The sequence below is a fragment of the Pseudomonas sp. BRM28 genome, from assembly GCF_002939405.1.
GTDB classification, from domain to species: Bacteria; Pseudomonadota; Gammaproteobacteria; order Pseudomonadales; family Pseudomonadaceae; genus Aquipseudomonas; species Aquipseudomonas palmensis.
Map to the genome: position 1 here is coordinate 891640 of NZ_PEFV01000001.1, position 24067 is coordinate 915706.

Below are 24067 nucleotides of genomic sequence, written 5' to 3' on the forward strand. Positions count from 1 at the left end.
CGGTAGTGCCAATGCCCCGTATCGCAGGATACGGGGCATTTTTTTTGCTTTCAGCCGGCAGCGCCGGCAAAGCGCCTGCGCCCCAGGTTGGTGATGATCAGGCTCAGCGAGTCGGCGTTGGCCAGGATCAGGTCGGTGCGTACCTGCGGATCGCTGTAGAACGCAGTGCGTGCAGCTGCCAGGGTGTTTGTCTTGCTTAGCCGAAAGATCGCGGGCAGGGCTCGTCCATCCTTTTTCCTGATATCTCTCCAGGTCTGGCTCGAGGTGTCGAAGGTTCTGAACAGCGCCTGGGCGGGGGTGTTGATCGACAGCCCGTTCTGTTTGTAGCCAAGGATCGTCTGATAGGCGATACGCCCGCCCCGCGTGTGCTGGCTGATCTGGTCCGGGAAGGGGGCCGCGGCTTCCACGTAGGCGATATCCACGGTTCGAAGTACCTGGTGTGACAGCTCGTGTATCAGCGTCGTTGCTTGCTGGTGGGCGAGCAGCTCGATGGCCGGTGGCGTTGCGTAAATCGAAACGTCCCATGGCAGGGTGAACACGCGCTCGGTGAGAAAGATCCGCTTGCCGGGGTCGTTGTGGTAGGTGAAACCGTAGGTATCGCGCTGATCGGGCATGTTCATGCCCACCACGAGGCGTTTGGAGGTGACCGTGTCCATCGAGGCCGACAACAGCTCGTCCAGTATCCGCTGGGTATAGTCACGCAGCAGGCGTACTGTCTGGTCGGAGGGAGGGTGGTCGAACACGTTTTGCAAGATGCTCAGTGTCTCGGGCGGCAGGGGCGCCTGGGGCGAAGACAGGTTGAGGTTCTTCAGGCAGGTGTCCAGATAGTGGCGGCTCAAGGCATGGGCACGCAGTAGCATCTGGTACTTGGTCGGCTGGAGCGCGGCAATGTTCTTCATTCCCGAAGCCAGCGTGGTGTAGCGCAGGGATATGTCTTCGTCGGCCAGGGCCGTTTCGAAACTGCTGTAGGCCGCGCCGCCGCCGCGCAAGCCTTCCTGCAGATCAACCTGCCACTGATTTCCCGTTCTTTGCAGCGTGGGCCCGAGTCGGCCCTGCTTGATGATCTGCCACTGCTGTGCTGGCTTGGCCACTTCATAGACGTGGCCCGCGATCACGCAATAGAAACGCTCGGTACCCGGGGCGAAATAAAGCCCCAGGGTGGTGTTGCGGACCATGTCCTTGAGTTGCACGTTCTGCGCCTGCAGGTCACTCAGCCGGTTGGGTACCAGGGGGTTGAGCAGTACCTCGTTCCAGGCAGGGTCCAGTTCCAGTGCAGGCGTGACGGGTGAAGGCTCGTTAGGTGTCTTCCTGCTCACGCTCGAGCCACCTGGCCGCATCATGACCAGGCCACTCAGGGCGGTGACGAACTCCGCAAGCGATTCGCCCCAGTTGTGCTGCAAAGCGGCGTTACCGGATGCCTGCAACCACTGGACACTCTGTAGCGAGCTGAGCATGGCTGCCAGCTTTCCAGGCAGGAAAAACGAACTCTGCTCGATGGCAAGGCCCATTACATAGCGCAGCACATTCCAGTATTCCTCGGCGGTAGTTACCGTGCGTGCCTTGGTCAGTGCCCGCAGGAATGCCACGTTCTCGGTGAACAGGTAGTCAAGGGCATTGCCTTCGATCTCGCTGCGCACCAGTTGAACCGCACCGGGGGTGGGCGAGAAATCGAACAGGTCCGATGAGGACCAGAACAGATGGGGGTGAAGAAAGCCGTTGTGGTCGTATCGCGACTGCACCGTGTCGGGAAGCCGGTTCAGAATATCTCGTTGCAGCTCTGGGTCCGAGAGGATGGCACTGCGCAGTGCGCCCTGGTCCTTGAATTCGAGCAACATCTTGTGTGGCCGGTAGGCGCAGTACAACACCAGGGGCCCGTCCTGTTCGCCCTGCGGTCCGATCACATACATGCCCCTCACGGTATCGGGGGCGAACCCTTGCTCGGCTCGTAGCTGCAACTGGCACAGGGTGATCTTCCTGCCCTCGACCAGGTCGCGGGCGAGGGCATCCGGCTTGGCCAGCACATGGGAAAAGTAGTAAAGCGCCTTGGCCGATAGTTTGTTGTCCAGAAAATGCTGATACCCCTCTTCCATCAGGTAGGCGGTGGCTACCAGCGTGTAGCGATGACGGCGTTCGAGGTAGTCGGGATCCTGCGGGGTGAACTTCTTCTCGAGCAGGGCACGGTATGCACTGGCCACGTCGAGGCGGTCGATCATGTTGCGGATTGTGGCTGCTTCCAGCGCTTCAGGTGCCATGCCTGGTCGCGTGACGCTGACCTTCATGCTTGTCGCTGTGCCGGTCAACCGGCTGTGGGTCAGGGCATACTCGCTCAGTGTCTTGGTGGTGGTGGCCAGGTCCGAGGAAATCGGCGAGGGCGTCTGGCCGGGCATTACCAGGTTGGGGGTGAAGTGCGTGAAGGTGACGGTAATCAGGTCGGGATCGTCCGGTGCGCTCGGGTAATCCTGGGCGAGCCCTGCCTTGAGCTGCTGATTGGCGAAGTCGTTGAGCGTTGGGATCGAGAACAGGTAGTTGAACTTGGGGTTGCTGACACGGGCGCAGGCCTGCACCAGTTGCGCGTAGTTTTTCATTTGCTGCGGTGTCGCGTTGCATAGCCATGCCGGTAGAAGGGTGCGCAAATACTGACCCTCGAGGCTGTCGCGTACCCGCTGCAAGGCCCCTTCGAACGGGTGCCTGGCGGCCTGGTTATCGATGAAGCGTTGCAGCAATGATGTGCCGAGCCTGCTGCGCAGGGCATAACCCAGGTAGTAACGCCGGGTTGCAGCACGAAAGCGTGCCGCACTGTGTTCAACAAACGCGAACAGCTCGCTTTGTTCGATGAGGCGTACGCTGGGCTGACTGGCACCTGGAAGCTGCGCCAGGGTGTGCCAGTTGCGCAGGTCTTCGGCGTTCACCAGGCTCAGCCACTGATGAAGCTTCTCCGGGTCGTCGAATGCGCCGGTCATTTCCGAGCGCAAGGCTGCTTCGCTGCTGAATTGACTCAGTGGCTCCAGCGGTGACCAGAGCAACAGGCTGTCATTGTCGGCCGTTGCCCGCTGCAGCACGAATGCATCGGCCAGTGGCAGCAGCCCGGCCTTGCCGGGTACCGACAAGCTCAGGCTGTGCAGGCGAATGGTACTGTGCCCCGGCCGGTCCAATGCTTGCTGCAGCAGGTCGAGCAGCGCGCCATCGATCACGCCGTTCTCGCGGGCTTGCTCCAGTTCGATGCGCAGCAGCGCTTCGTACAAGCTGCGCATGCTCGTGAGCGGGGACACCACACTGTCCTTCAGGCGCAACCGACCCGTGTCGAACGCCTCGAGTTGTTCAAGGTAGGTCGAGGCAAAGCCCGCTTTAAGGGTGTCGATCTGTTGCCGGATCACGGGTGCCGACGGCCACGACAGTGGCAAGCCTTGCCGGTCCTGCACCTGCACCTGATCCTGATCCTGCGGCGCGTGCTGGTTGCCTGTTTCGCCCAGCTGTTCGAGAAACCTGTCGACCACCGTGCCAGTCTTTTCTGCCCATTTGAGCTGGATGTCCAAGGGGTGCAACTGGCCGTCGCTGATGGCGTCGAGGCTGGGGGCAAGCATGTCCAGAACACAGGACTGCACCTTCGGCTGGGCGGTGGCCAGGGATTGAAACAGCTGATGCAGTGCCCTGGCACGGGTGAGGCGCTCTACCAGCGTAACGCTCTGGCTGGGTGGCACGGGCAGCCTCATGGCGACTGCTGGCTGTGCATCGGGCAGCCATCGACCGTTGACCCCCAGGTGGGTCAGGCGCCTGTCCACCAGTGCGCGCATGTCCAGTGCATCTTCGACCCCGGCCATGGCCGTGCTGCTCTGGGCACCGGGGAAGCGTAGTGCGTGGGCAAGACGCCGGTTGACCAGTGCGATCAGCGCATCAGCAAGTGCGAGGAACATCGGTTGGCCGACCTCGACCAGCCTGACCACAGGTGTCGCGCTGGCTTGCAACTGCTCCCAGTCATCGCGGCTGATCGAGGCGGGGCAAGCAGGTTGTGTGAGCAGGGCCTGGCAATGCCGTTCAAGGGCGGCCTGATCGGCGAAGTGTTGGAACCCGGTCCGTGTGCTGAACAGGAACACCCCCTTGCTGGTATCGGTCGGTTGCTGCAGGGCCAGGCTGTCGGCCAGCAGCACCGTCCTACCCATGTCCTGAGCCGCTGGCACCAACGCCAGGCTACACACCCGCAAGGCGCCCAGGTCGGGGATCAGCGCTTCACGCAGCCATTGCAGCTGAGGGGTGTCGATGCGTTGTTCATTGGCCGCTCGCAACAGCGTACGACAGTAGTTGTCGGCAAGGCCAAGTGCCAGGGCTTCGCGGTTATCGCTGCCCACGTCGTTGTCGACACTGCTCCAATAGCTTCGCAGGGCCTGTGCAAAGGCCCCCGGAACGGCCTTGGCAGTGCTGGCAAGGGCCTGCTCGCAGGCGAGCGGGTCGGGCGTGTCGTGCGTTGCGGTGCCATCGCGTACGAAACGGCGCTTCAGGTCGATGCCCAGCGGCTGGCCGCTGAACGCGTCCAGTGCAACATCGGCCAGGGCCTGCGTGCGCACCACGCTGGCGTTACTGGCAATGACCTGGACCCGTTGTTGCGCGATGTCGTCGACGCCCTCCAGCAGCGTCGAGAAGGCTGTGCTCAAGCAACTGTCGAGAACACCGGTCAGGGTGGGCAGTTTGGCCAGCCCGCCGGATTGCCCCCGCAGCAGATCGATTTGCTGTTGCATCAGGTGGTGTGACCACCGGGTGAACACGGCATCGCTCAGGTTCACGAACTGCAGCGGTTCGCTCGGCACGCCCAGGTGAGTCAGCTGGGCCTGCAGGGCACTTTCAAGTTGTTGCAGCGTGTTGAAGCCCTGTACGCCATGCAATGGGCTGTACAGGTAGGTCGCCTCAAGCAGTGGGTCTCGCTGATGAATGACCAGGCAATTGGCAGACAGTGGTTGCAGGTTGCCTGTCACCTCCACCCGCATGCTCGCCGGCAGGGTCGTTTGATCGGCCAGGCGACGCAGCCACCGCGCTTCGATGATGCTCAGGCTCAGGTCGCGCTGTGCGGTCTCCAGCGCGGTGATGAAGCCTGCGCGCAAGGTGCCGGGCTCAAAGTAGGGCATCACGATCATGGCGTTTCCTGCAGCGGGGGACCCGGTTCATCCGGCTCACGACGCCTGCCACGTTAGAGGGTGCCCTGTTGCAGGCAGTGGTACATATTGCAACGCCCGTTGGATTCCCGGGCATGGGTGCGGCGGTATTTTGTGAACATGCAACTTGCACGCGCATCCATCGCAAAGCATGCAATGTGCACGATGGGCTATTTTTTGGTGATTTTTAAGCTGTTGATTTTTAAAGGTTTTATTTTTTATTCGGGTTGGCACAGCTTCTGCACTATCCCTGTTACCTGCTGCCAGGAATGACGGCGCAGACCTTTCGAAAAACAGGAGTGTCTCGTATGAAGAAGTTCGCTATTGCTGCTGCTACTGCCACCGCGCTGACCCTGACCATGGCTAACGCCGCCTTTGCAGCCCAACCTGCATCGCAAGCACCGATGATGCTGGCTGCTGGTGAAATGACCAAGGCCAAAGAAGAAACTTCCGATACCTGGATCACCACCAAGGTCAAAGCCGACCTGGTCACCGAGAAAGGCATCCCGGGTACCGACATCAAGGTCGAAACCAACAAAGGTGTGGTTTCCCTGTCCTCGACCACCGCGATCACCGAAGCGCAGAAAACCACTGCGGTGAACATCGCCAAGAAAATCAAGGGCGTGAAAGCCGTTTCGGCTGATGGCCTGAAAGCTGAGTAAGCGTTTCGCTCGCTGATCCTGACGGTTCATGCGAAAGGCCACACGGAGGTGGCCAACTCTAAAGCCCCGGCGCAGTCAGCCGGGGCTTTTCTTTGTGCGCTGGAACACTGGCCTGGCGTCAGTGCTCCCCGCCAGCCCTACTCGGCGTCCAGGTGCAGGGGCGAGATCACCCGGCCATCCGCTTCGGCCTGGCCCAGCGTGGCGTCGATGAAGTACACCCGGTCGTCTTGCAACTGACCCTTGTCGACCAGGTAGTCCTTGATGCTGCTGGCGCGTGCCTGACCGAGCTGACGCAGCAGCACGGTGCTCTCGGCCCACGACTTGATCACCGCTTCCTGCAGCTTGGCAGTACGCTGTGCACGGTCCAGCTGCTCCCACTCGGCCGGTGGCTGCTGCTTGAGACGGGTACGGTAGATGCCCTCGAGCATGGCCGGCTTGTCGCCATCGGGCACCTGCAGTTGCGAGGCCTGTGCCGGCACCTTGTCGCCGCGACGCTGAAGGATCTTGTAGTAGGTGCTCTGGTACTCACGATCCAGACGCTGTGCGGCAATCAGTGGCCCGTCGCTGCTCTGGGCGCTGGTGCCTTCGATTTCCAGGCGCAGGGCAGGGCGTTCCTTGAGTGCTGCCGCCAGCTTGTCCAGCGAGCCCTGGGCATCGCTGCTCAGCTCGCTTGAGCCGGGGGCGAAGGACACGGTGCCCAGGTCTTCGGAACCGCCACCACTGACCAGCCCGCCGATGAACTTGAACGGCGCCTGGGCGGCGCGCAGCACCAGGTTGCGCAGGGTCTGCCACACGATCGGCATTACGCTGAACTGCGGGTTGTTGAGGTCGCCCGACACCGGCAACTCGATGGAGATCTTGCCCTCGGTGTCCTTGAGCAGCGCGATCGCCAGGCGAATCGGCAGGTTGACGGCGTCGGGGCTGTCGACCTTCTCACCCAGTTGCAACTGCTCGACCACCACCTTGTTCTCGGCCTTGAGCTGGCCCTTGGTGATCAGGTAGTGCAGGTCCAGGTTCAGGCGGCCCTTGCGAATCCGGTAGCCGGCGAACTTGCCCGAGTACGGCGTCAGGGTCGTCAGCTCGACACGCTTGAAGCTGGTGGCGATGTCCAGGCTGGCCATCGGGTCGAACGGGTTGAGCGCGCCCTTGATGGTGACGGGCGCATAACGGTCCACCTTGCCCTTGATATCGACCTTGGCCGGGTGTGGCTGGCGGTTGTCGATGGTGCCGATCTGGCCGTTCAGCTGCTGGATGGCGGTGGCGAAGTTGGGCGTCAGGCTGAAGTCGGCGAAGTTGGCCGAGCCATCGTTGATGTCGATGCCACCGATACGGATACCCAGGGGCTTTTCATTGCTGGCCGTGCGCTTGCCCTGGGGCTTGGCGGCGCCGTTGGCCGGCTGCGGAATCAGCAGGTCATCCACGCTGGTGGTGCGGTCTTCGTTGATCATGAAGCGGGCATAGGGCTGCTGCAGGGTCACCTTGGCAATGCTCAGCGCATCGCCGTGGCGATAGTCCAGGCCGTCCACGTTCAGTTGCTGCCATTTGACGAAGTCACGGCCCTTGATGGTGTCCAGGGTATGCAACTGATTGACCTGCGCCTTGCCGGTGACGCTGAACGCCAGCGGGGCGGTGTTCTTCAGGTCCACGTTCAGGTCGCTGCCGAGCATGCCGCTGCGCAGCTCCAGGCGAATGAACGGGCTGATGTAGGCCTGGGCTACCCGCAGGTCGATGTCCTGTGTGCTGACCTTGAGCCGGGCGCTGACCGGTGCCAGGTTGACCTCACCCGATGCCTGCAGCTTGCCCTGGCGGCCGACGCCGCTGTCGAGCTTGAGGGTGAAGGGGCTCTTGTTGAGGCTGTCGAAGTTCTGCAGGTCGAGGTTGAGCGGGCCGACATCCAGCGCCACCGCTTCTTTCTGCGAGCGATCGGCCAGATGAACCTGGTAGTTGCGCAGTTGCACGTCGCGCAGCAGCACCTGCCACGGCTTGCCGGGCGCGGCCTTGGCGCTGGCTTCCTGCGGCGTGGGCCCGGCAGTGGCCGGTTCGGCCTTTTCCTTGGGGGTGGCCTTGGCAGGCTGGCTGGCGAAGAGTTTTTGCCAGTCGAGCTGGCCGTCGGCTTCCAGGGCAGCCCAGGTTTCCAGCTTTTCACTGCGGATCTTGCCGACCGTGACCAGCTGTTTGGCCAGGTCGACCGTGGTTTCACTCACGTCCAGTCGGGCCAGGCGGGCCAACGGGCGACCGTCCGGGGCCTTGATCGCGAAGGGGGCGATGCTGAGCGAGGCGTTGTCCAGCAGCAGCTCGGTTTCCTTCGACAGGTTGAGCTTGTAATGGGTGTCCAGGTTGAGCACGCCGTCTTCCAGCACCAGCGGCAGGGCGTCGCGCACGTACGGCCACCACACCTTCATCTTGCCGTCGGTGACCTTGAGGGTGCCTTCGGAGGCGATCGGTACCAGGCTGATGGTGCCGGCCCAGTCGATGCGCCCGCCCTCTGGCCCGGCGGCCACCAGGGTCATGTCGGCATTGTCGTCGGGCAGGGTGCTGAGGTTCTTCAGCTCCAGGTTCATCGAGTCGTAGAGGAACTCGATCGGCTCGCTCGGGCGCAGGTCCTGGAAGTGCAGGTAGCCCTCGCTCAGCTTGATGCTGCCGATGCGCAGCGGGAACGGTTCGCTTGCCGGCGTCTCGGGCTTGGGCTCGCTGGGCGGCAGCTTGAACAGCTGGGTCAGGTTCAGGCTGCCGTCCTTGGCGAACAGCAGCTCGGTGCGCGGCTTGTCCAGCTCGACGGCTGCCAGGTGCAGGGCACCGGACCACAGGCTGTCGAGCTGCAGGTTGGCGTAGAGGCGTTCGAAGCCGACCTGCTCCTTGCCGGTCTCGCCGATCTGCAAGCCCCATAGCGTCAGCTCGAGGCTGAACGGATTGAGCTCGATACGCTGGATGTGCGCCGGCACGGTGGCGTAACTGGCCAACTGCTGATTGGCGATGCGCAAGGCTACGCCAGGCAGGATCAGGAAACCGAGGAGGCTGTACAGGGCCAGGCCGGCCAACAAGGCGCCGAGGGCGCGTTTCAATCCTTTGGGCATGTGCGGCGTCGTCTGTCTAGAGCGGGAGTGCTTGGAGTATGGCACGTTAATTCGGTTCCGAAGGTAGTCCGAAATACCGGACTACCTGCGGTTTTTTCCACTTACAGCTGCAGGATCAAGCACTTCAGCGGCGGCTGTCCGTCCAGTGACGGGAAGTCGTCTGCCGGCTTGAGCACCTGCCATTCCCGCACCGGGCGGCCGATCTTCTGTGCGCAACGCAGCACCTGCTCGCGCCAGTCGTCGAGGCCGACCTTGGCCAGGTTGTTGCAGCAGATCAGCACGCCGCCTTCGGCCGTGCTCAGCAGGGCGGGCTTGAGCAGGCTCTGGTAATCACGCAGCAGGTCGACGGTGCCGAACGCGCTCTTGGCCCAGGCAGGCGGGTCGAGCAGTACCAGGTCGAACTCGCGCGGCTCCAGGCGCGGGTAGGCCGGCAGCTTGTGCCCGCGACGCTGGCTGACCGGCAGGCCTGCCAGCTGGCGAATGGCCGGAAAGTAGTCGGACTGGATGAACTCCATGGGCGCCAGTTGCGGGTTGAGTGCGCCGTTCTCGCGGCCAACGGCCAGGTTGCCTTCGGCGAAATCCAGATTGCACACCGCGCTGGCACCTCCGGCGGCAGCGCTCAGGCCTACCCCGCAGGTATAGGCGAACAGGTTGAGCACGCGTTTGCCGGCACTGTGTTGCTTGACCCAGCCACGGGCATTGCGCAGGTCCAGAAACAACAGCGGGTCCTGGCCGGCATGGCGACCGCGCACGCGGTAGTTCAGGCCCCACTCGTGACCGACCAGGTCGGCCAGCGCGGCCTCGCTGGGCTGGTAGACCGGGTCGCGCCGGTCGATGCGGCTGTTGCCCTGGGAGCGGTCGTTGTACACCAGCAGCAGTGGCAGGCCCAGTTCGCGCTCGATGTGCCCATGCAGGTCCAGCAGGGCATCACGCTCGAGGGTGTGGTGAAAGCTCTGTACCAGCAACTGCGGGCCATAGCGGTCGACGGTCAGTCCGCCCGCGCCTTCCTGGCTGCCGTGGAACAGCCGGTAACAGTCGGTGCCCTGGGAGTGCAGCTCACTTAGAAGCTGCTGGCGGGCGTCGAGGGCGGCGCGCAGCGCCTGATTCAAGGAGGACATGCACGTAGCCTTGGTTTGCGGGCGTGCAGTTTAACAGCAGGCGGGTGCCTTGCACCTGTTCAGGCGCAGCCCACTCGCCGCCTGGCCCGGTGCAGCGAACTGTCGCGCATGGCCCAGCGCAGCACCGGCGCCGTGCTGTCGATGCCCAGGCCTACCAGCCGCCGCTTGAGCGGGTGCGGCGTGCGCTCGAGCAGTTCGCCGGCCCAATCGGGCAGCAGGTTGATCCCCGCCTGCATCATCAGGTTGGCCACCGGTTTGGCCAGGCGGCTCGGCGCCGGGGCCTCCAGCAACACACGCACCACTTCGCGGCTGCGCTCGTCGCATACCAGTTGCGGGCGCATGGCTTGCAGGTAGTGCGCCACCGCCTGGCGCGAACGCGGCACGTTGCGAGCCCCCAGGCGTTCGGCCACCAGGGCGATCTCGGCGTAGTAGGCGTCCTGGTCGGCCAGCGAGAGGTGCGGGTTGCGGTAGCGCAGGTGCGCGGCCATGAAGCTGCTGACTTCGGCCACGTGCACCCAGGTCAGCAGGTCCGGGTCACTGGCGGCATACGGGCGGCCATCGGCCGCGGTCCCCACCACCTGCAGGTGAATGGTGCGTACCTTGTCGATCAGCCATTCGGCGTCGCGGGTGGAGCCGAAGGTGGTGCCGGAGATGAACTGGCTGGTGCGGCGCAGGCGGCCGATGATGTCCTGGCGAAAGCTGGAATGGTCCCACACCCCGGCCAGGGCCAGCGGGTGCAGCACCTGCAGCAGCAAGGCGCTGATACCGCCGATGAGCATGCTGGGGAAATCCCCGTGCACCTGCCAGCTGATGCTGCGCGGACCGAACAGCCCGGGGTCGCCCTTGGGCTGTTCGAGGTCGAGTTGGCCCAGGGCCAGGCCCGTGAGGCTCAGCAACTGTGTTTCGATACGGCGGCGTAGCGCTTCCATGGGTACCTTGAGGCACCGTCGCCGCGGTGCCGCTCATTGGTTCAGGCGTTTGTCGATCAGGCCTTGGACCACGCTCGGGTCGGCCAGGGTCGAGGTGTCGCCCAGGTTGTCCAGCTCGTTGCAGGCGATCTTGCGCAGGATGCGGCGCATGATCTTGCCCGAGCGGGTCTTGGGCAGTGCTGGCGCCCACTGGATCAGCTCGGGTTTGGCAAAGCTGCCGATCTCCTTGCTGACCAGCGCCAGCAGTGCCTGCTTGAGGTGGTCGTCCGGGGTCACGCCGTTCATGGGCGTGACGAAGGCATAGATGCCCTGGCCCTTCAGGTCGTGAGGGTACCCGACCACGGCGGCTTCGGCGATGCTGTCGTGCAGCACCAGGGCACTTTCCACCTCGGCAGTGCCGATACGGTGCCCGGACACGTTGATCACGTCGTCGATGCGCCCGGTTATCCACAGGTCGCCATCGGCATCGCGGCGCGCGCCGTCGCCGGTGAAGTAATAGCCTGGCAGGGGTTTGAAGTAGGTGTCGATCATGCGCTGATGATCGCCGTATACGCTGCGGATCTGCCCCGGCCAACTGGCCTTGATCGCCAGCAGCCCGCTGCCGGTGCCCTCGATCAGCGCGCCCTTGTCGTCCAGCAGCACCGGCTGCACGCCGAACAGCGGACGGGTGGCACAACCGGGCTTGATGTGGCGGGCGCTGACCAGCGGGCTGAGCATGATGCCGCCGGTCTCGGTCTGCCACCAGGTGTCGACGATCGGGCAGCGCTTCTCACCGACCTTCTCGAAGTACCATTCCCAGGCTTCCGGGTTGATCGGCTCGCCCACGCTGCCCAGCAGGCGCAGGCTCTTGCGCGAGGTACCGTCGAGCGGCGCCGAACCTTCGCGCATCAGTGCCCGCAGAGCGGTGGGGGCGGTATAGAAGATGTTCACCTGGTGCTTGTCGACCACCTGCCAGAAGCGCGAGGCATTGGGGTAGTTGGGCACGCCTTCGAACATCAGGGTGGTGGCGCCGTTGGCGAGCGGGCCGTAGACGATGTAGCTGTGGCCGGTTACCCAGCCGACATCGGCGGTGCACCAGAACACCTCGCCGTCGCGGTAGTCGAACACCACCTTGAAGGTCAGGGCGGCCTGTAGCAGGTAGCCGGCGGTGGTGTGCAGTACGCCCTTGGGCTTGCCGGTGCTGCCGGAGGTGTAGAGGATGAACAGCGGGTCTTCCGCATCCATCGGCTCGGGCGGGCAGTCGTCGCCCACCTGGCTGATTGCCTCGTGGTACCAGAGGTCGCGGCCTTCGTTCCAGTCCACTGGGCCGCCGGTGCGGCGTACCACCACCACGCTGCTGACGTCCGGGCAGCTTTGCAGGGCCTTGTCGACGTTGTTCTTCAGGCCAATGCTCTTGGCGCCGCGCACGCCTTCGTCGGCGGTAATCACCGTGCGGCAGTCGGCGTCGAGGATGCGGTCGCGCAGGGCGTCGGGGGAAAAGCCGCCGAACACCACCGAGTGAATCGCGCCGATGCGGGTACAGGCCAGCATGGCGAAGGCAGCTTCGGGAATCATCGGCATGTAGATGCACACCCGGTCGCCCTTTTTCACCCCGCGCTGCTTGAGCACGTTGGCCAGGCGGCACACCTGCTGATGAACCTGGCGGTAGGTGAGGGTGGTGGACTGCTGCGGGTCGTCGCCTTCCCAGATGATCGCCGGCTGGTCGCCGCGCTGAGCCAGGTGGCGGTCCAGGCAGTTGTAGCTGACGTTGAGCTTGGCATCCTTGAACCAGGTTGCCTGGCCCGTGCGCAGATCGCTCTGCTGAACAGCCGACCAGGGGCTGATCCAGTCCAGGCGCCTGGCTTGTTCCGCCCAGAAGGTGTCGGGATCGTCTACGGACTGGCGATACAGGCGCTGGTAGTCGGCCTGGGAGAGTTGTGCCGCCTTGCTGACGGCATCGGCTTCGGGGTAGTCGCTGATATCGAACATTGGGGGGCCCTTTCCTGTTGGATAGGTGTCGCTCCCATCGCGGACCAAGCCCGCTCCCACGCGGTGTACATCGTACCTGTGGGAGCGGGCTTGGCCCGCGATGGGGATAACAACATCCCGACAGTGTAGCCCTTAGCCCCGGTGACGCCCGCGGAAGTAGTTGATCAGGCCCTGGGTCGAGGCATCTTCGGCCGGCTCTTCGATACCGCCGGTCAGGCGCTGGTACACGCCCTTGCCCAGTTCCTTGCCCAGCTCCACACCCCACTGGTCGAAGGCATTGATGCCCCACACCACGCTCTGCACGAACACCTTGTGCTCGTACATCGCCACCAGCGCTCCCAGGCGCCGCGGGCTGATACGCTCCACCACCAGGGTGTTGCTCGGACGGTTGCCCGGGATCACCTTGTGCGGCGCCAGGCGCTGTACCTCGGCTTCGGCCATGCCCTTGTCGCGCAGCTCGGCCTCGGCCTCGGCGCGGGTCTTGCCGAGCATCAACGCCTGGCTCTGGGACAGGCAGTTGGCGTACAGCCACTGGTGGTGGTCGGCCACCGGGTTGAAGCTCACCACCGGCACGATGAAGTCGGCCGGGATCAGCTGGGTGCCCTGGTGCAGCAACTGGTGATAGGCATGCTGGCCGTTGCAGCCCACGCCGCCCCAGATCACCGGCCCGGTGTCGTGGTCGACCGGGGTGCCGTCCTGGCGCACGCTCTTGCCGTTGGACTCCATGTCCAGTTGCTGCAGGTGCTTGGTGATGTTGCGCAGGTAATGGTCGTACGGCAGGATCGCGTGGCTCTGGGCGCCCCAGAAGTTGCCATACCACACGCCCAGCAAGGCCAGCAGCACCGGCATGTTCTGCTCGAAAGGTGCGGTCTGGAAGTGCTGGTCCATGGTGTGGGCACCCGACAGCAGCTCCTTGAAGTTGGCGGTGCCGATGGCCAGGGCGATCGGCAGGCCGATGGCCGACCACAGCGAATAGCGTCCGCCTACCCAGTCCCACATCGGGAAGATGTTCTCTTCACGGATACCGAAGGCCACCGCAGCGGCCTTGTTGCTCGATACGGCGATGAAGTGCTTGTACAGCTCGGCTTCCGAACCACCCTGGGCCAGGTACCAGACCCGAGCCGCCTGGGCGTTCTTTAGGGTTTCCAGGGTATTGAAGGATTTGGACGACACGATGAACAGCGTGGTCTCGGCACGCAGCTTGGCCGACAGCTCGTGGAATTCGCTGCCGTCGATATTGGCCAGGTAGTGGCAGCGCACGCCGCGCTGGGCGTAGGGCAGCAGGGCCTCGGAGACCAGCTCCGGGCCGAGGAACGAGCCGCCGATGCCGATGTTGACCACGTCGGTGATCGGCTTTTCGCTATAGCCGCGCCACAGGCCGTCGTGGATGCGCCCCACCAGCTCGGTGACCTGATTCAGCACCTTGTGCACGTCGGGCATGATGTTCACGCCATTGACGCTCAGCTTGTCGCCCACCGGGCGCCGCAGTGCGGTATGCAGTGCCGGGCGGCCTTCGGAGGCGTTGACGATTTCGCCGGCGAACAGCGACTTGATCGCGTCCTGCAGGCCCACTTCGTTGGCCAGCCCCACCAGCAGGTCGCGGGTCTGGTGGTCGATGAGGTTTTTCGAATAGTCCAGAAACAGCCCGCAGCTGCTCAGGCTGAACTGCTCGAAGCGCTGCGGGTTGGCGTTGAACGCATCGCGCATGCTGAAGCCCTGCATGGCGCTGCGGTGTTGCTGGAGCGCCTGCCAGGCGGGCAGCGTAGTGACATCGTGGGGGGTGCGGTAGTACGCCATCGCTGCAGGTTTCCTTGGTACGTGAACTGCCTTTGACACTGGAAAGACGGGCCCGTTTCCAGTGTGGCAGGTTAATTGCCCGGCAGCCCGGCCGGGTGCGTTGTCACTGTTCGTCGAGGTTCAGGTGCAGGTTGTCGATCAGGCGCGTGGCGCCCAGTACCGCTGCTACCAGAATCACCAGGTCGCGGTCGTGCGCCGCTGCCGGGCGCAGGTTCAGCGCCTGACGGATTTCCAGGTAGTCGGGCTTGAAGCCGGCCTCCACCAGTTGTTGCCGACCTTCGGCGATCAGCACCTCGAAGTCACGGCGGCCCTGGCCGATTGCCTGGGCGATCCGGCTCAGGGTGCGGTAGATCGTGGGCGCAGTGGCACGTTGTGCGTCGGTCAGGTAACCGTTGCGCGACGACAGGGCCAGGCCGTCCTCGGCGCGCACGGTCGGCTCGCCGATGATCTGGATGGGCAGGTTGAGGTCGCGCACCAGCGCGCGGATCACCGCCAGTTGCTGGAAGTCCTTCTGGCCGAACACGGCCAGGTCGGGCTGGACCATGTTGAACAGCTTGCTGACCACCGTGGCAACACCCTCGAAGTGCCCGGGACGGCTGGCGCCACACAGCCCTTCGGACAGGTGCGGCACGCTGACCAGGGTCTGGGCCGCCATGCCGTCGGGGTACATTTCTTCGACGTTGGGGGTGAACAGCAGGTGGCAGCCGGCCTGCAGGAGTTTTTCCTGGTCGGCGGCGAGGGTGCGCGGGTACTTGTCGAGGTCTTCGTTGGCGCCGAACTGCAGCGGGTTGACGAAGATGCTCGCCACCACGAAATCTGCCCGCTGCGCGGCCTTGGTCACCAGCGCGGCATGCCCGCTGTGCAGGTTGCCCATGGTGGGCACGAAGCCGATGCGCTTGCCCTCGCTGCGTGCGCGGGCGACCGCAGCGCGCAGTTCAAGGATGGTCTTGACGGTATTCATGCGCTGAACCCATGTTCGGTGCCGGGGAAGGTCACGCCCTTGACGGCTTGCACGTAGGCACCGAAAGCACCGGCAATGTCGGGCTGGCCGAGCATGAAGTTCTTCACGAACTTGGGCACGCGGCCGCTGAGCGACAGGCCGAGCATGTCGTGCATCACCAGTACCTGGCCATCGGTGGCGCTGCCGGCACCGATGCCGATGACCGGGATGGTCACGGCCTGGGTGATTTCCGCCGCCAGCTCGCTGGGCACACATTCGAGCAGCAGCATGGCTGCGCCGGCCTGCTCCAGGGCGATGGCGTCGGCGCGCATCTGCCGTGCCTGGTTCTCCTGGCGGCCCTGGACCTTGTAGCCGCCCAGGATGTTCACGGTCTGCGGCGTGAGGCCCATGTGCGCACACACCGGCACGCCGCGTTCGGCCAGCAGGCGAATGGTCTCGGCCAGCCAGGCGGCGCCCTCGACCTTGACCATGTGCGCGCCGGCCTGCATCAGTGCGCCGGCATTGGCGAAGGCCTGCTCGGTGGTGGCGCAGGCCATGAAGGGCAGGTCGGCCAGAATCAGCGCACCCTGGTTGCCGCGCTTGACGCAGGCGGTGTGGTAGGCCATTTCGGCGTTGGTCACCGGCAAGGTGCTGTCATGGCCCTGCAGGACCATGCCCAGGGAGTCACCCACCAGCAATATTTCCACGCCGGCCTGACTCGCCACCTTGGCAAAGGTCGCGTCATAGCAGGTCAGCATGGTTATTTTCTCGCCCTTGGCCTTGAGGCCTTGCAGGGTGGTCAGGGTTACTTCTGGCATGAAAGGAATCCTCGTTCAGGCGCTGTGAAAAACGACTGCGTACAACGCGTGTATTCATCTACTGGAACAGCACATCATCGATTGTGGTGTTTGGAGTACAACCCTGTTCCAGGCCTATATACGCCTTATGCGGCGCCGGGGCGCTGCGGGACGCCTATAGTCGTGAGCACGAAGACTGAAGTCAATTACCCTGTTACCGCATTGTTACGAAGGCGCTGTTACGGGCGTTACCGCGTGGGGGAGCGCCCGGTTACAGGCGCTCGAGGCCAACGAACGGGCATTCTGCCAGCAATCGCGCGAGGGGGCGCTGGTCGGGCAGGCAGAAGTCGCCGGGCACCAGCTCTGCCAGGGGGTACAGCACGAACGGGCGTGCGTGCATGTGATAGTGGGGAACCTTCAGGCGCGGCTCGTCGAGCACCTGATCGGCATACAGCAGGATATCCAGGTCCAGGGTGCGTGGGCCCCAGCGTTCCTTGCGTTCGCGGCCCTGGTCGGCCTCGATGGCCTGCAGGGCATCGAGCAGCGCCAGCGGCGCCAGCGAAGTATCGAGCGCCGCAACCGCGTTGGTGTAGCGCGGCTGGCCAGGCGACAGCGAGTCGCTGGCGTAGAACGACGACACACCGGCCAGTTGCGAACCCGGCAACCGGCCCAGCGCCTCGAGGGCGCTGCGCAGTTGCTGTTGCGGGTCGGCCAGGTTGCTGCCCAGGCCGATGTAGGCACGCACCATGCGGCGTTACTCGCCTGCGCCGTCGGCGCGCTTGCGCTTGCTCGGGCTGCGCTTGCGTTTGCGCGGGCCCGCGCCTGCGCCGTCGTCGCGGCTGCCCAGGTCACGGATCATGTCGCGGCGCTCGCTGTCGTTGCAGTCCTGGTAGTCGGTCCACCATTGGCCCAGGCCGTCGGTTTCCTCGCCCGCGCTCTCGCGCAGCAGCAGGAAGTCGTAGCCGGCGCGAAAACGCGGGTTGTCCAGTAGCAGGTCGGCACGTTTGCCGCTGCGCCGTGGCAGGCGCTCCTGCATGTCCCAGATCTCGCGGATCGGCATCGTGAAGCGCTTGGGGATCGCAATGCGCTGGCACTGTTCGGCGATCAGCTCGTGGGCGGCTTCCTGCAGGGCCGGGATCGGCGGCATGCCGCGGCTCTGCAGGCGCAGGGCACGCCCTGGCAGCGCCGGCCAGAGCATGGCGGCGAACAGGAAGGCCGGGGTGACCGGCTTGCCTTGCTTGATGCGCAGGTCGGTGTTGATCAGCGCCTGGCTGATCAGGGTGTGGGTGTAGGTCGGCTGGTCTTCCAGCGCCTGGGCACTGGCCGGGAACAGCGGGTCGAACAGTTGCAGGTCGACCAGCATCTCGAAGGTGTCGGCCGCATAGCCGGACAGGAACAGCTTCAGGGTTTCTTCGAACAGGCGTGCGGCAGGGATTTCGCGCAGCATCGGGGCCAGCTCGCGGATCGGCTGCACGGTGTGCTTTTCGATACCGAAGTTGAGCTTGGCCGCGAAGCGCACCGCCCGCAGCATGCGTACCGGGTCTTCCTGGTAGCGCTGCACAGGGTCGCCGATCAGGCGGATCAGACGGTTGCGGATATCGTGCACGCCGTTGGCGTAATCGAGAATGCGCTCGCTGACCGGATCGTAGTACAGGGCATTGATGGTGAAGTCGCGGCGCTGCGCGTCTTCTTCCAGGGTGCCGTATACATTGTCACGCAGGATGCGCCCGCTCTCGTTGCGTGAAGAGGTGTGGCTGTTCTCTTCCTCGACCTCGGGATGGTTGGCGCGGAAGGTGGCGACTTCGATGATTTCGCGACCGAAATGGATATGCACCAGCTTGAACCGCCGGCCGATGATCCGGGCGTTGCGAAACTCTGCACGGACCTGTTCGGGGGTGGCACTGGTGGCGACGTCGAAGTCCTTGGGGGTAATGCCCAGGAGTTGATCGCGAACGCAACCGCCGACCAGGTAGGCCTGGTAGCCTGCGTTCTGCAGGCGCTCGACGATGTTCACCGCGTGGCGGCTGAACTGGCCACGTTGCAGTGAATGCTGGCCGCTATTGATCACTTCGGGCGTGGTGCGAATGTGGTGCTGGCCACGCACGGTAGGACGGAATGACTGGAACAACTTCTTCAGCATGGGATGCACTGTTTGAAGGAATGTTCGGCCAAAAACGAAGAATGGCCGCATGATGGGCGGGGATTCTAGCATTTACTCGAAGGATGGTGTAGGCGGGTGCATCGGGCGGGCTGAAAGCCGGAAACTACAAGGGGAGCCGAAGCTCCCCAAGAAGTAGTTGCATGCTCTTATTGTTCTTTTGCCGGGCTTCTTGTTTTTGTTGAGTGCCCTACCCACAAAACCGCAAGGCTTGTGGGTGTTCTCCCTAACCGGGAGTCAAGAGCAAACGGATTGCTTTGGTCGCTGAGGTTGCAGTGATCATGCGATCCAACCAGTTCAGGCCCTGCTTGAGTGCAGTTTTTGTTGTTCTCTGCCTGGTTGTGGGGCAAGCCCCAAATACAACTCCTCTCCAAAAGAATCAGTTAGCTGCGCCTCCGCCGTCTTGTTCTTATTGTGCGTGAGCCGATTCGTCTTATTTTTATTGTCTTTTGCAGTGCTTGTTATTGTTCTTGTACCGAACATATAGCAGGTGCCGTGCCAACTTTTGCAAACCCCAGTAAAACAAGGGGTTAGGCGGTTTTGGGGGCGTCTGGCGGGCATAAAAAAACCGGGGATTCGTTACCGTATGCCCCGGTTTCTGTTACGTGATCAGCGTGAGGTAACATTTTTTTCACACGCCCTGGTGTTACCTGCCGGTAACACCGGTGCGCGTGCTGGTTCAGCTTTCGCTGGTGGCCCCGCTCTTGCGCCGCGGGATACCCAGGCGCTGACGACGTTCCCACAGGCATTTGCGGCTGACACCGAGCTTGCGGGCCAGCTCGGTCTCGGTCATGTGGTCCTGGTGTTCGAGTACAAAGTGCTGGAAGTAGTCTTCCAGTGACAGGTCTTCGGTCGGTTCGTGGCTGGTGTTGCTGGCGGCGCCACCGGCAGACGGCAGGCCGGCGAACACGTCATCGTCTTCCAGGTCGGCCAGCTCGATGTCGATGCCCAGCAGGTCGGCAGAGATTTCCGGACTTTCGCACAGGATCACCGCGCGCTCCACGGCGTTTTCCAGCTCTCGCACGTTGCCCGGCCAGGAGTAATGACGAATGGCCTGTTCGGCGTCATGGGCGAACTTCAGGTCGTTGCGCCCGATGCGTGCGCTCTGGCGGGCGAGGAACGCATTGGCGATCTCGTTGACGTCGGCGCCACGCTCGCGCAGGGCGGGCAGCTTGAGGGCGATCACGTGCAGGCGATAGTAAAGGTCTTCGCGGAACTGGCCGACCTTGGCCAGGTTCTTCAGGTCGCGGTGGGTGGCGGCAATCAGGCGCACATCGACCTTTTGCGATTGCACCGAGCCCACCCGTCGGATCTCGCCTTCCTGCAGTACGCGCAGCAGGCGGGCCTGGGCTTCGAGCGGCAGTTCGCCGATCTCGTCGAGAAACAGCGTGCCCCCGTCGGCCGCTTCGACCAGGCCGGCACGGCCGGCGCTGGCGCCGGTGAACGCGCCCTTTTCGTGACCGAACAGCTCGGACTCGATCAGGCTTTCGGGAATCGCCGCGCAGTTGACCGAAATCATCGGCGCCTTGGCCCGACGTGACAGGTTGTGCAGCGCGCGCGCCACCAGCTCCTTGCCGGTACCCGATTCACCCTGGATCAGTACATTGGAGTCGGTGGGCGCGACCTTGCGGATCTTGCCGTACAGGTCCTGCATCGGCGGGCACGAGCCGATGATGCCGATTTCGCCATTGGCATTGCCCGGCTTGTCCGCCGGGGCCGCCTTGGCGCCGGCGCTGCTGCGCTCGGCAGGGGCGGCGGGGGCGTTCTGGCGGTCGCGCAGGATGCGGGCGACGGCCTGGAGCATCTCGTCGTGATCGAAGGGCTTGGCGATGTAGTCCACTGCGCCCATCTTCATCGAGTCGACGGCCGAGCGCAGACTGGCGTAGCTGGTCATGATCAGCACCGGCTTGCCTTCGCCCAGCTTGATCAGCTCGGTACCCGGTGCGCCGGGCAGGCGCAGGTCGCTGACAATCAGGTCGAAGCTCGGAATGCTGAAGCGTTCCTGGGCCTCCTGTACCGAGCCGGCTTCGCTGACCTGGTACTGGTTGCGTTCGAGCAGGCGACGCAAGGCCGAGCGGATGATGGTTTCGTCTTCGACGATCAGAATATGCGGCATTGATTCAATTCTCTCGACGGTCTCAGTTCACAGCGGACGTCGCTACGACATGACGCGGCAGGGTCACACGGATCCGGGTGCCACGCTGGCTTTGAGTATCGGCCGGGCTGTCGATGGTGATTTGTCCATAATGCTCTTCCACGATGGAATAGACCAGAGCGAGCCCCAGCCCGGTGCCTTCGCCCGGATCCTTGGTGGTGAAGAAGGGTTCGAACAGCCGGTCCATGATGCTCTTCGGAATGCCGCTGCCTTCGTCCTCGACGATCAGGTCGACGGTGTGCTCGCTGGATTCGCTCTTGACCCGTACCGCCGTGCCGGCCGGCGATGCATCGCGGGCGTTGGACAGCAGGTTGATGAGTACCTGCGCCAGGCGCTGCGGATCGCCATCGACCCAGTGCTCGGGGTCGCACAGGTTGAAGAACTGTACTTCGAAATTGCGCCGGTTCAAGGCCAGCAGACCGATGGCATCCTGCGCCACTTCGGCCAGGCACACCGGTTCGTCACTGTGCTGGTGGCTGCCGGCGTGGGCGAAGCTCATCAGCGACTGGACGATGCGCGAGATGCGCTTGGTCTGCTCCAGGATCTGGCTGCTCAGCTCGGTGATCTCGCCGTCGTCCTCGCGCTCTTCACGCAGGTTCTGCGCCAGGCAGGCGATGCCGGTGACCGGGTTGCCGATTTCGTGGGCGACCCCGGCGGCCAGGCGGCCGATGCTGGCCAGGCGCTCGGAGTGCACCAGCTTGTCTTCGAGCATCTGGGTTTCGGTGAGGTCTTCCACCAACAGCACCAGGCCGCTGTTGCCCGGTGCCAGGGGCTCGTCGATGGCCGCCTTGTGCAGGTTGAGCCAGCGGGTCTGCCCGTCCAGGCCCAGGCGCTGTTTGTGCAGGTGCTCGTCGGGCACGTTGATGAACCCCAGCAACAGGCCGCGCCAGGGTTCGCCGATGGTGGTCAGGCGCGAGCCGACCACACGCTTGGCGGGGATGCCGGTCAGCTCTTCCATGGCCCTGTTCCACATCAGGATCTCCTGATCCTTGGCCAGCGAGCAGACGCCCATGGGCAGCTCCTGCAGGGTCTGGCGGTGGTAGCGGCGCAGGGCATCGAGCTCGGCGGCCAGGCCGGTGAGGCGCGAGTGATAGTCTTCCAGGCGGCTCTCGATGAAATGGATGTCTTCGGTCACGTAGTTCTCGCTGCCCGACTTGTACGGCAGGAAGGTCTCGACCATGTCCTGTGCCACGCTGGGGCCCATCAGGCCCGACAGGTTGGCCTCGATGCGGTCGCGCAGACGTCGCAGGGCGTACGGGCGGCGTTCGTCGAAGGGCAGGTACAGGTCGCGCAGGGCTTGCTCGACTTCTTTCTGCGCGGCCTTGGCGCCCAGCGGCTTGGCCAGCTGGGTGGCGAATTCCTGCGGCGAGGCGGCGTGCAGTTCGCGCCGTTGCGGACGGCGCACGTTATCCACGGCGCAGGCCTCGGCGGCGGCGACTTCCTCGGCGCTGGCGTTGCTGAACAGCGAGATCAGGGTGAACAGCAGCACGTTGGCCGCCAGCGAGGCGATCGCCGCCATGTGCCAGCTGGTGTCGTCGAGCACATAGATCATGTTCAGCAGCGGAATGTAGAAGCCCTGCAGGTTGCCCACCAGCGGCAGCAGCATGGTCACCATCCACACCAGGATCCCCGCCAGCAGGCCGGCGATGAAGCCGCGCCGGTTGGCGGTGGGCCAGTACAGCACCGACAGCACGCCGGGCAGGAACTGCAGGGTGGCAACGAAGGCGACGATGCCCAGGTTGGCCAGGTCCTGCTGGGCGCCGAGCAGCAGATAGAAGCCGAAACCGGCGGCGATGATCGCCACGATCAGCGCGCGGCGCGTCCATTTCAGCCAGCGATAGATGTTGCCTTCGGCCGGCGGCTGGTACAGCGGCAGCACCAGGTGGTTCAGCGCCATGCCCGACAGCGCCAGGGTGGTGACGATGATCAGTCCGCTGGCGGCAGATAGCCCGCCGATGTAGGCCAGTAGCGCCAGAGCCTGATTGTTGGCGGCGATGCCCAGGCCCAGGGTGAAGTATTCCGGGCTGGTGCTGGCGCCCAGCTTGAGCCCGGCCCACAGGATAAGCGGTACCGCCAGGCTCATCAGCAGCAGGAACAGCGGCAGGCCCCAGCTGGCGCTGACCAGCGAGCGCGGGTTGAGGTTCTCGGTAAAGGCCATGTGGTACATGTGCGGCATCACGATGGCCGAGGCGAAGAACACCAGCAGCAGGGTGCGCCACGGGCCTTCCTGCAAGGGTGTGTGCAGCGCGGCGAGGGCGGTCTGGTTCTGCAGCAGCCACACCTCCAGCTCGTGCGGGCCGCCGAACACCCCGTACAGCGCATACAGGCCGATGCCGCCCAACGCCAGCAGCTTGACCACCGACTCGAAGGCGATGGCGAACACCAGCCCCTCGTGTTTCTCGCGGGTGGCGATATGGCGTGAGCCAAAGAAGATGGTGAACAGCGTGATCATGGCGCAGAAGGCCAGGGCCACGCGACTCTTGACCGGCTCGCCGGTGAGGATGCTGATGGAGTCGGCCACGGCCTGGATCTGCAGGGCCAGCAGCGGCAGCACGCCGATCAGCATGAAGATCGTGGTGAGGGCGCCGGCCCAGGTACTGCGAAAGCGGAACGCGATGAGGTCGGCCAGCGACGAGAGCTGGTAGGTGCGGGTGATCTTCAGGATCGGATAGAGCAGCACCGGGGCGAGCAGGAATGCACCGGATACTCCCAGGTAGCAGGCCAGGAAACCGTAGCCGTACTGGTAGGCCAGGCCGACTGTACCGTAGAAGGCCCATGCGCTGGCGTACACGCCCAGCGACAGGGTGTAGGTCAGTGGGTGGCGGATGATCGAGCGCGGGATCATGCCGCGCTCGCTGATCCAGGCCACGCCGAACAGCACCAGCAGGTAGGCGGCGCTGATCAGGATCATCTGGGTCAGGCTAAAGCTCATCGGCATCACGTTGGCTCTGCAGGATAAAGGTCACGACGATCAGGATCAGCCACAGCAGGTAGGGGCGATACCAGGCGCCGGTGGGTTCGATCCACCAGTCCATGATGGCCGGGGAGAACAGGTAGATCCCCACTACCAGAAGCAGGACCAAGCGATAGATGTACATGCGGGCCTCGTTGGCTGTGGACGCTGCGTGCCTGGGCTTATTATTGGCGCAAATCGGCGTCGATGGTAACGGAAGGGCCGGTGCCTGCAAACGACCTTCGCCAGAATGCCCAACGAATTGAATTTGTTGGGCTTTGTGCAAGCTGTTTCGGCCTCTTCGCTGTCCAGGTTCTGTACTGGCCTGGAGGGCAACGGTGCACCGATGGGCGCTGGCCTGCCAGCGAAGGGCTC

Annotated in this window: 14 protein-coding genes; 1 reads left to right on the top strand and 13 read right to left on the bottom strand. The window is 63.9% G+C overall.

Annotated elements, in window-relative coordinates; translation table 11 throughout:
- Window positions 1-50 precede the first annotated feature (50 nt).
- On the bottom strand, window positions 51-5123 hold the full coding sequence (locus tag CR917_RS04230) for a hypothetical protein (RefSeq protein ID WP_104571926.1): 5073 nt from the start codon (window positions 5121-5123) through the stop codon (window positions 51-53).
- Between the two features lie 326 nt (window positions 5124-5449).
- On the opposite strand from CR917_RS04230, the gene CR917_RS04235 reads away from it, so the two are divergent.
- Window positions 5450-5803 carry a BON domain-containing protein gene (locus CR917_RS04235; RefSeq protein WP_043863815.1) on the top strand — a complete coding sequence of 118 codons (354 nt, stop codon included), beginning with the start codon at window positions 5450-5452 and terminating at the stop codon, window positions 5801-5803.
- Window positions 5804-5940: 137 nt separating this feature from the next.
- Here the strand turns inward: CR917_RS04235 and CR917_RS04240 are convergent, their stop codons facing one another.
- The 12 genes from CR917_RS04240 to CR917_RS04295 all read right to left on the bottom strand — a co-directional run bounded on the left by CR917_RS04240 (window position 5941) and on the right by CR917_RS04295 (window position 23837).
- Window positions 5941-8877, bottom strand: a complete 2937-nt coding sequence (locus CR917_RS04240; protein ID WP_104571927.1) for a DUF748 domain-containing protein — start codon at window positions 8875-8877, stop codon at window positions 5941-5943.
- Between the two features lie 101 nt (window positions 8878-8978).
- Window positions 8979-9995 carry a class I SAM-dependent rRNA methyltransferase gene (locus tag CR917_RS04245; RefSeq protein ID WP_078481329.1) on the bottom strand — a complete coding sequence of 339 codons (1017 nt, stop codon included), beginning with the start codon at window positions 9993-9995 and terminating at the stop codon, window positions 8979-8981.
- 59 nt (window positions 9996-10054) lie between these two features.
- Window positions 10055-10924 carry an oxygenase MpaB family protein gene (locus CR917_RS04250; RefSeq protein ID WP_058540550.1) on the bottom strand — a complete coding sequence of 290 codons (870 nt, stop codon included), beginning with the start codon at window positions 10922-10924 and terminating at the stop codon, window positions 10055-10057.
- A gap of 33 nt (window positions 10925-10957) precedes the next feature.
- Window positions 10958-12892, bottom strand: coding sequence for an acetate--CoA ligase (acs, locus tag CR917_RS04255; protein WP_104571928.1), 1935 nt, complete (start codon window positions 12890-12892; stop codon window positions 10958-10960).
- Window positions 12893-13024: 132 nt separating this feature from the next.
- The gene (gene pgi / locus CR917_RS04260; protein WP_088514000.1) at window positions 13025-14689 is read right to left on the bottom strand and encodes a glucose-6-phosphate isomerase; all 1665 of its coding nucleotides are present in this window, start codon (window positions 14687-14689) and stop codon (window positions 13025-13027) included.
- Window positions 14690-14792: 103 nt separating this feature from the next.
- Window positions 14793-15650 carry a pantoate--beta-alanine ligase gene (gene panC / locus CR917_RS04265; protein WP_054916534.1) on the bottom strand — a complete coding sequence of 286 codons (858 nt, stop codon included), beginning with the start codon at window positions 15648-15650 and terminating at the stop codon, window positions 14793-14795.
- On the bottom strand, window positions 15647-16447 hold the full coding sequence (gene panB, locus CR917_RS04270; protein WP_043863808.1) for a 3-methyl-2-oxobutanoate hydroxymethyltransferase: 801 nt from the start codon (window positions 16445-16447) through the stop codon (window positions 15647-15649). Before panB ends, panC begins: the two co-directional genes overlap by 4 nt.
- 250 nt (window positions 16448-16697) lie before the next feature.
- The gene (folK, locus tag CR917_RS04275) at window positions 16698-17174 is read right to left on the bottom strand and encodes a 2-amino-4-hydroxy-6-hydroxymethyldihydropteridine diphosphokinase (RefSeq protein WP_104571929.1); all 477 of its coding nucleotides are present in this window, start codon (window positions 17172-17174) and stop codon (window positions 16698-16700) included.
- 6 nt (window positions 17175-17180) lie between these two features.
- Window positions 17181-18566 carry a polynucleotide adenylyltransferase PcnB gene (locus CR917_RS04280; protein ID WP_043863806.1) on the bottom strand — a complete coding sequence of 462 codons (1386 nt, stop codon included), beginning with the start codon at window positions 18564-18566 and terminating at the stop codon, window positions 17181-17183.
- Window positions 18567-19263: 697 nt separating this feature from the next.
- The gene (locus CR917_RS04285; RefSeq protein WP_043863805.1) at window positions 19264-20700 is read right to left on the bottom strand and encodes a sigma-54 dependent transcriptional regulator; all 1437 of its coding nucleotides are present in this window, start codon (window positions 20698-20700) and stop codon (window positions 19264-19266) included.
- A 22-nt stretch (window positions 20701-20722) separates the two neighbouring features.
- The gene (locus CR917_RS04290; RefSeq protein ID WP_173925036.1) at window positions 20723-23677 is read right to left on the bottom strand and encodes a sensor histidine kinase; all 2955 of its coding nucleotides are present in this window, start codon (window positions 23675-23677) and stop codon (window positions 20723-20725) included.
- On the bottom strand, window positions 23661-23837 hold the full coding sequence (locus CR917_RS04295) for a hypothetical protein (RefSeq protein WP_003250005.1): 177 nt from the start codon (window positions 23835-23837) through the stop codon (window positions 23661-23663). Before CR917_RS04295 ends, CR917_RS04290 begins: the two co-directional genes overlap by 17 nt.
- Between the last annotated feature and the right edge of the window lie 230 nt (window positions 23838-24067).

What these genes read in the sequence shown, in the direction of transcription:
- acs (WP_104571928.1), bottom strand. Translation starts at nt 12,892, where the DNA reads ATGTTCGATATCAGCGACTACCCCGAAGCCGATGCCGTCAGCAAGGCG.
- CR917_RS04235 (WP_043863815.1), top strand. Translation starts at nt 5,450, where the DNA reads ATGAAGAAGTTCGCTATTGCTGCTGCTACTGCCACCGCGCTGACCCTG.
- pgi (WP_088514000.1), bottom strand. Translation starts at nt 14,689, where the DNA reads ATGGCGTACTACCGCACCCCCCACGATGTCACTACGCTGCCCGCCTGG.
- CR917_RS04245 (WP_078481329.1), bottom strand. Translation starts at nt 9,995, where the DNA reads ATGTCCTCCTTGAATCAGGCGCTGCGCGCCGCCCTCGACGCCCGCCAG.
- panB (WP_043863808.1), bottom strand. Translation starts at nt 16,447, where the DNA reads ATGCCAGAAGTAACCCTGACCACCCTGCAAGGCCTCAAGGCCAAGGGC.
- CR917_RS04290 (WP_173925036.1), bottom strand. Translation starts at nt 23,677, where the DNA reads ATGCCGATGAGCTTTAGCCTGACCCAGATGATCCTGATCAGCGCCGCC.
- folK (WP_104571929.1), bottom strand. Translation starts at nt 17,174, where the DNA reads ATGGTGCGTGCCTACATCGGCCTGGGCAGCAACCTGGCCGACCCGCAA.
- CR917_RS04285 (WP_043863805.1), bottom strand. Translation starts at nt 20,700, where the DNA reads ATGCCGCATATTCTGATCGTCGAAGACGAAACCATCATCCGCTCGGCC.
- panC (WP_054916534.1), bottom strand. Translation starts at nt 15,650, where the DNA reads ATGAATACCGTCAAGACCATCCTTGAACTGCGCGCTGCGGTCGCCCGC.
- CR917_RS04230 (WP_104571926.1), bottom strand. Translation starts at nt 5,123, where the DNA reads ATGATCGTGATGCCCTACTTTGAGCCCGGCACCTTGCGCGCAGGCTTC.
- CR917_RS04240 (WP_104571927.1), bottom strand. Translation starts at nt 8,877, where the DNA reads ATGCCCAAAGGATTGAAACGCGCCCTCGGCGCCTTGTTGGCCGGCCTG.
- CR917_RS04250 (WP_058540550.1), bottom strand. Translation starts at nt 10,924, where the DNA reads ATGGAAGCGCTACGCCGCCGTATCGAAACACAGTTGCTGAGCCTCACG.
- CR917_RS04295 (WP_003250005.1), bottom strand. Translation starts at nt 23,837, where the DNA reads ATGTACATCTATCGCTTGGTCCTGCTTCTGGTAGTGGGGATCTACCTG.
- CR917_RS04280 (WP_043863806.1), bottom strand. Translation starts at nt 18,566, where the DNA reads ATGCTGAAGAAGTTGTTCCAGTCATTCCGTCCTACCGTGCGTGGCCAG.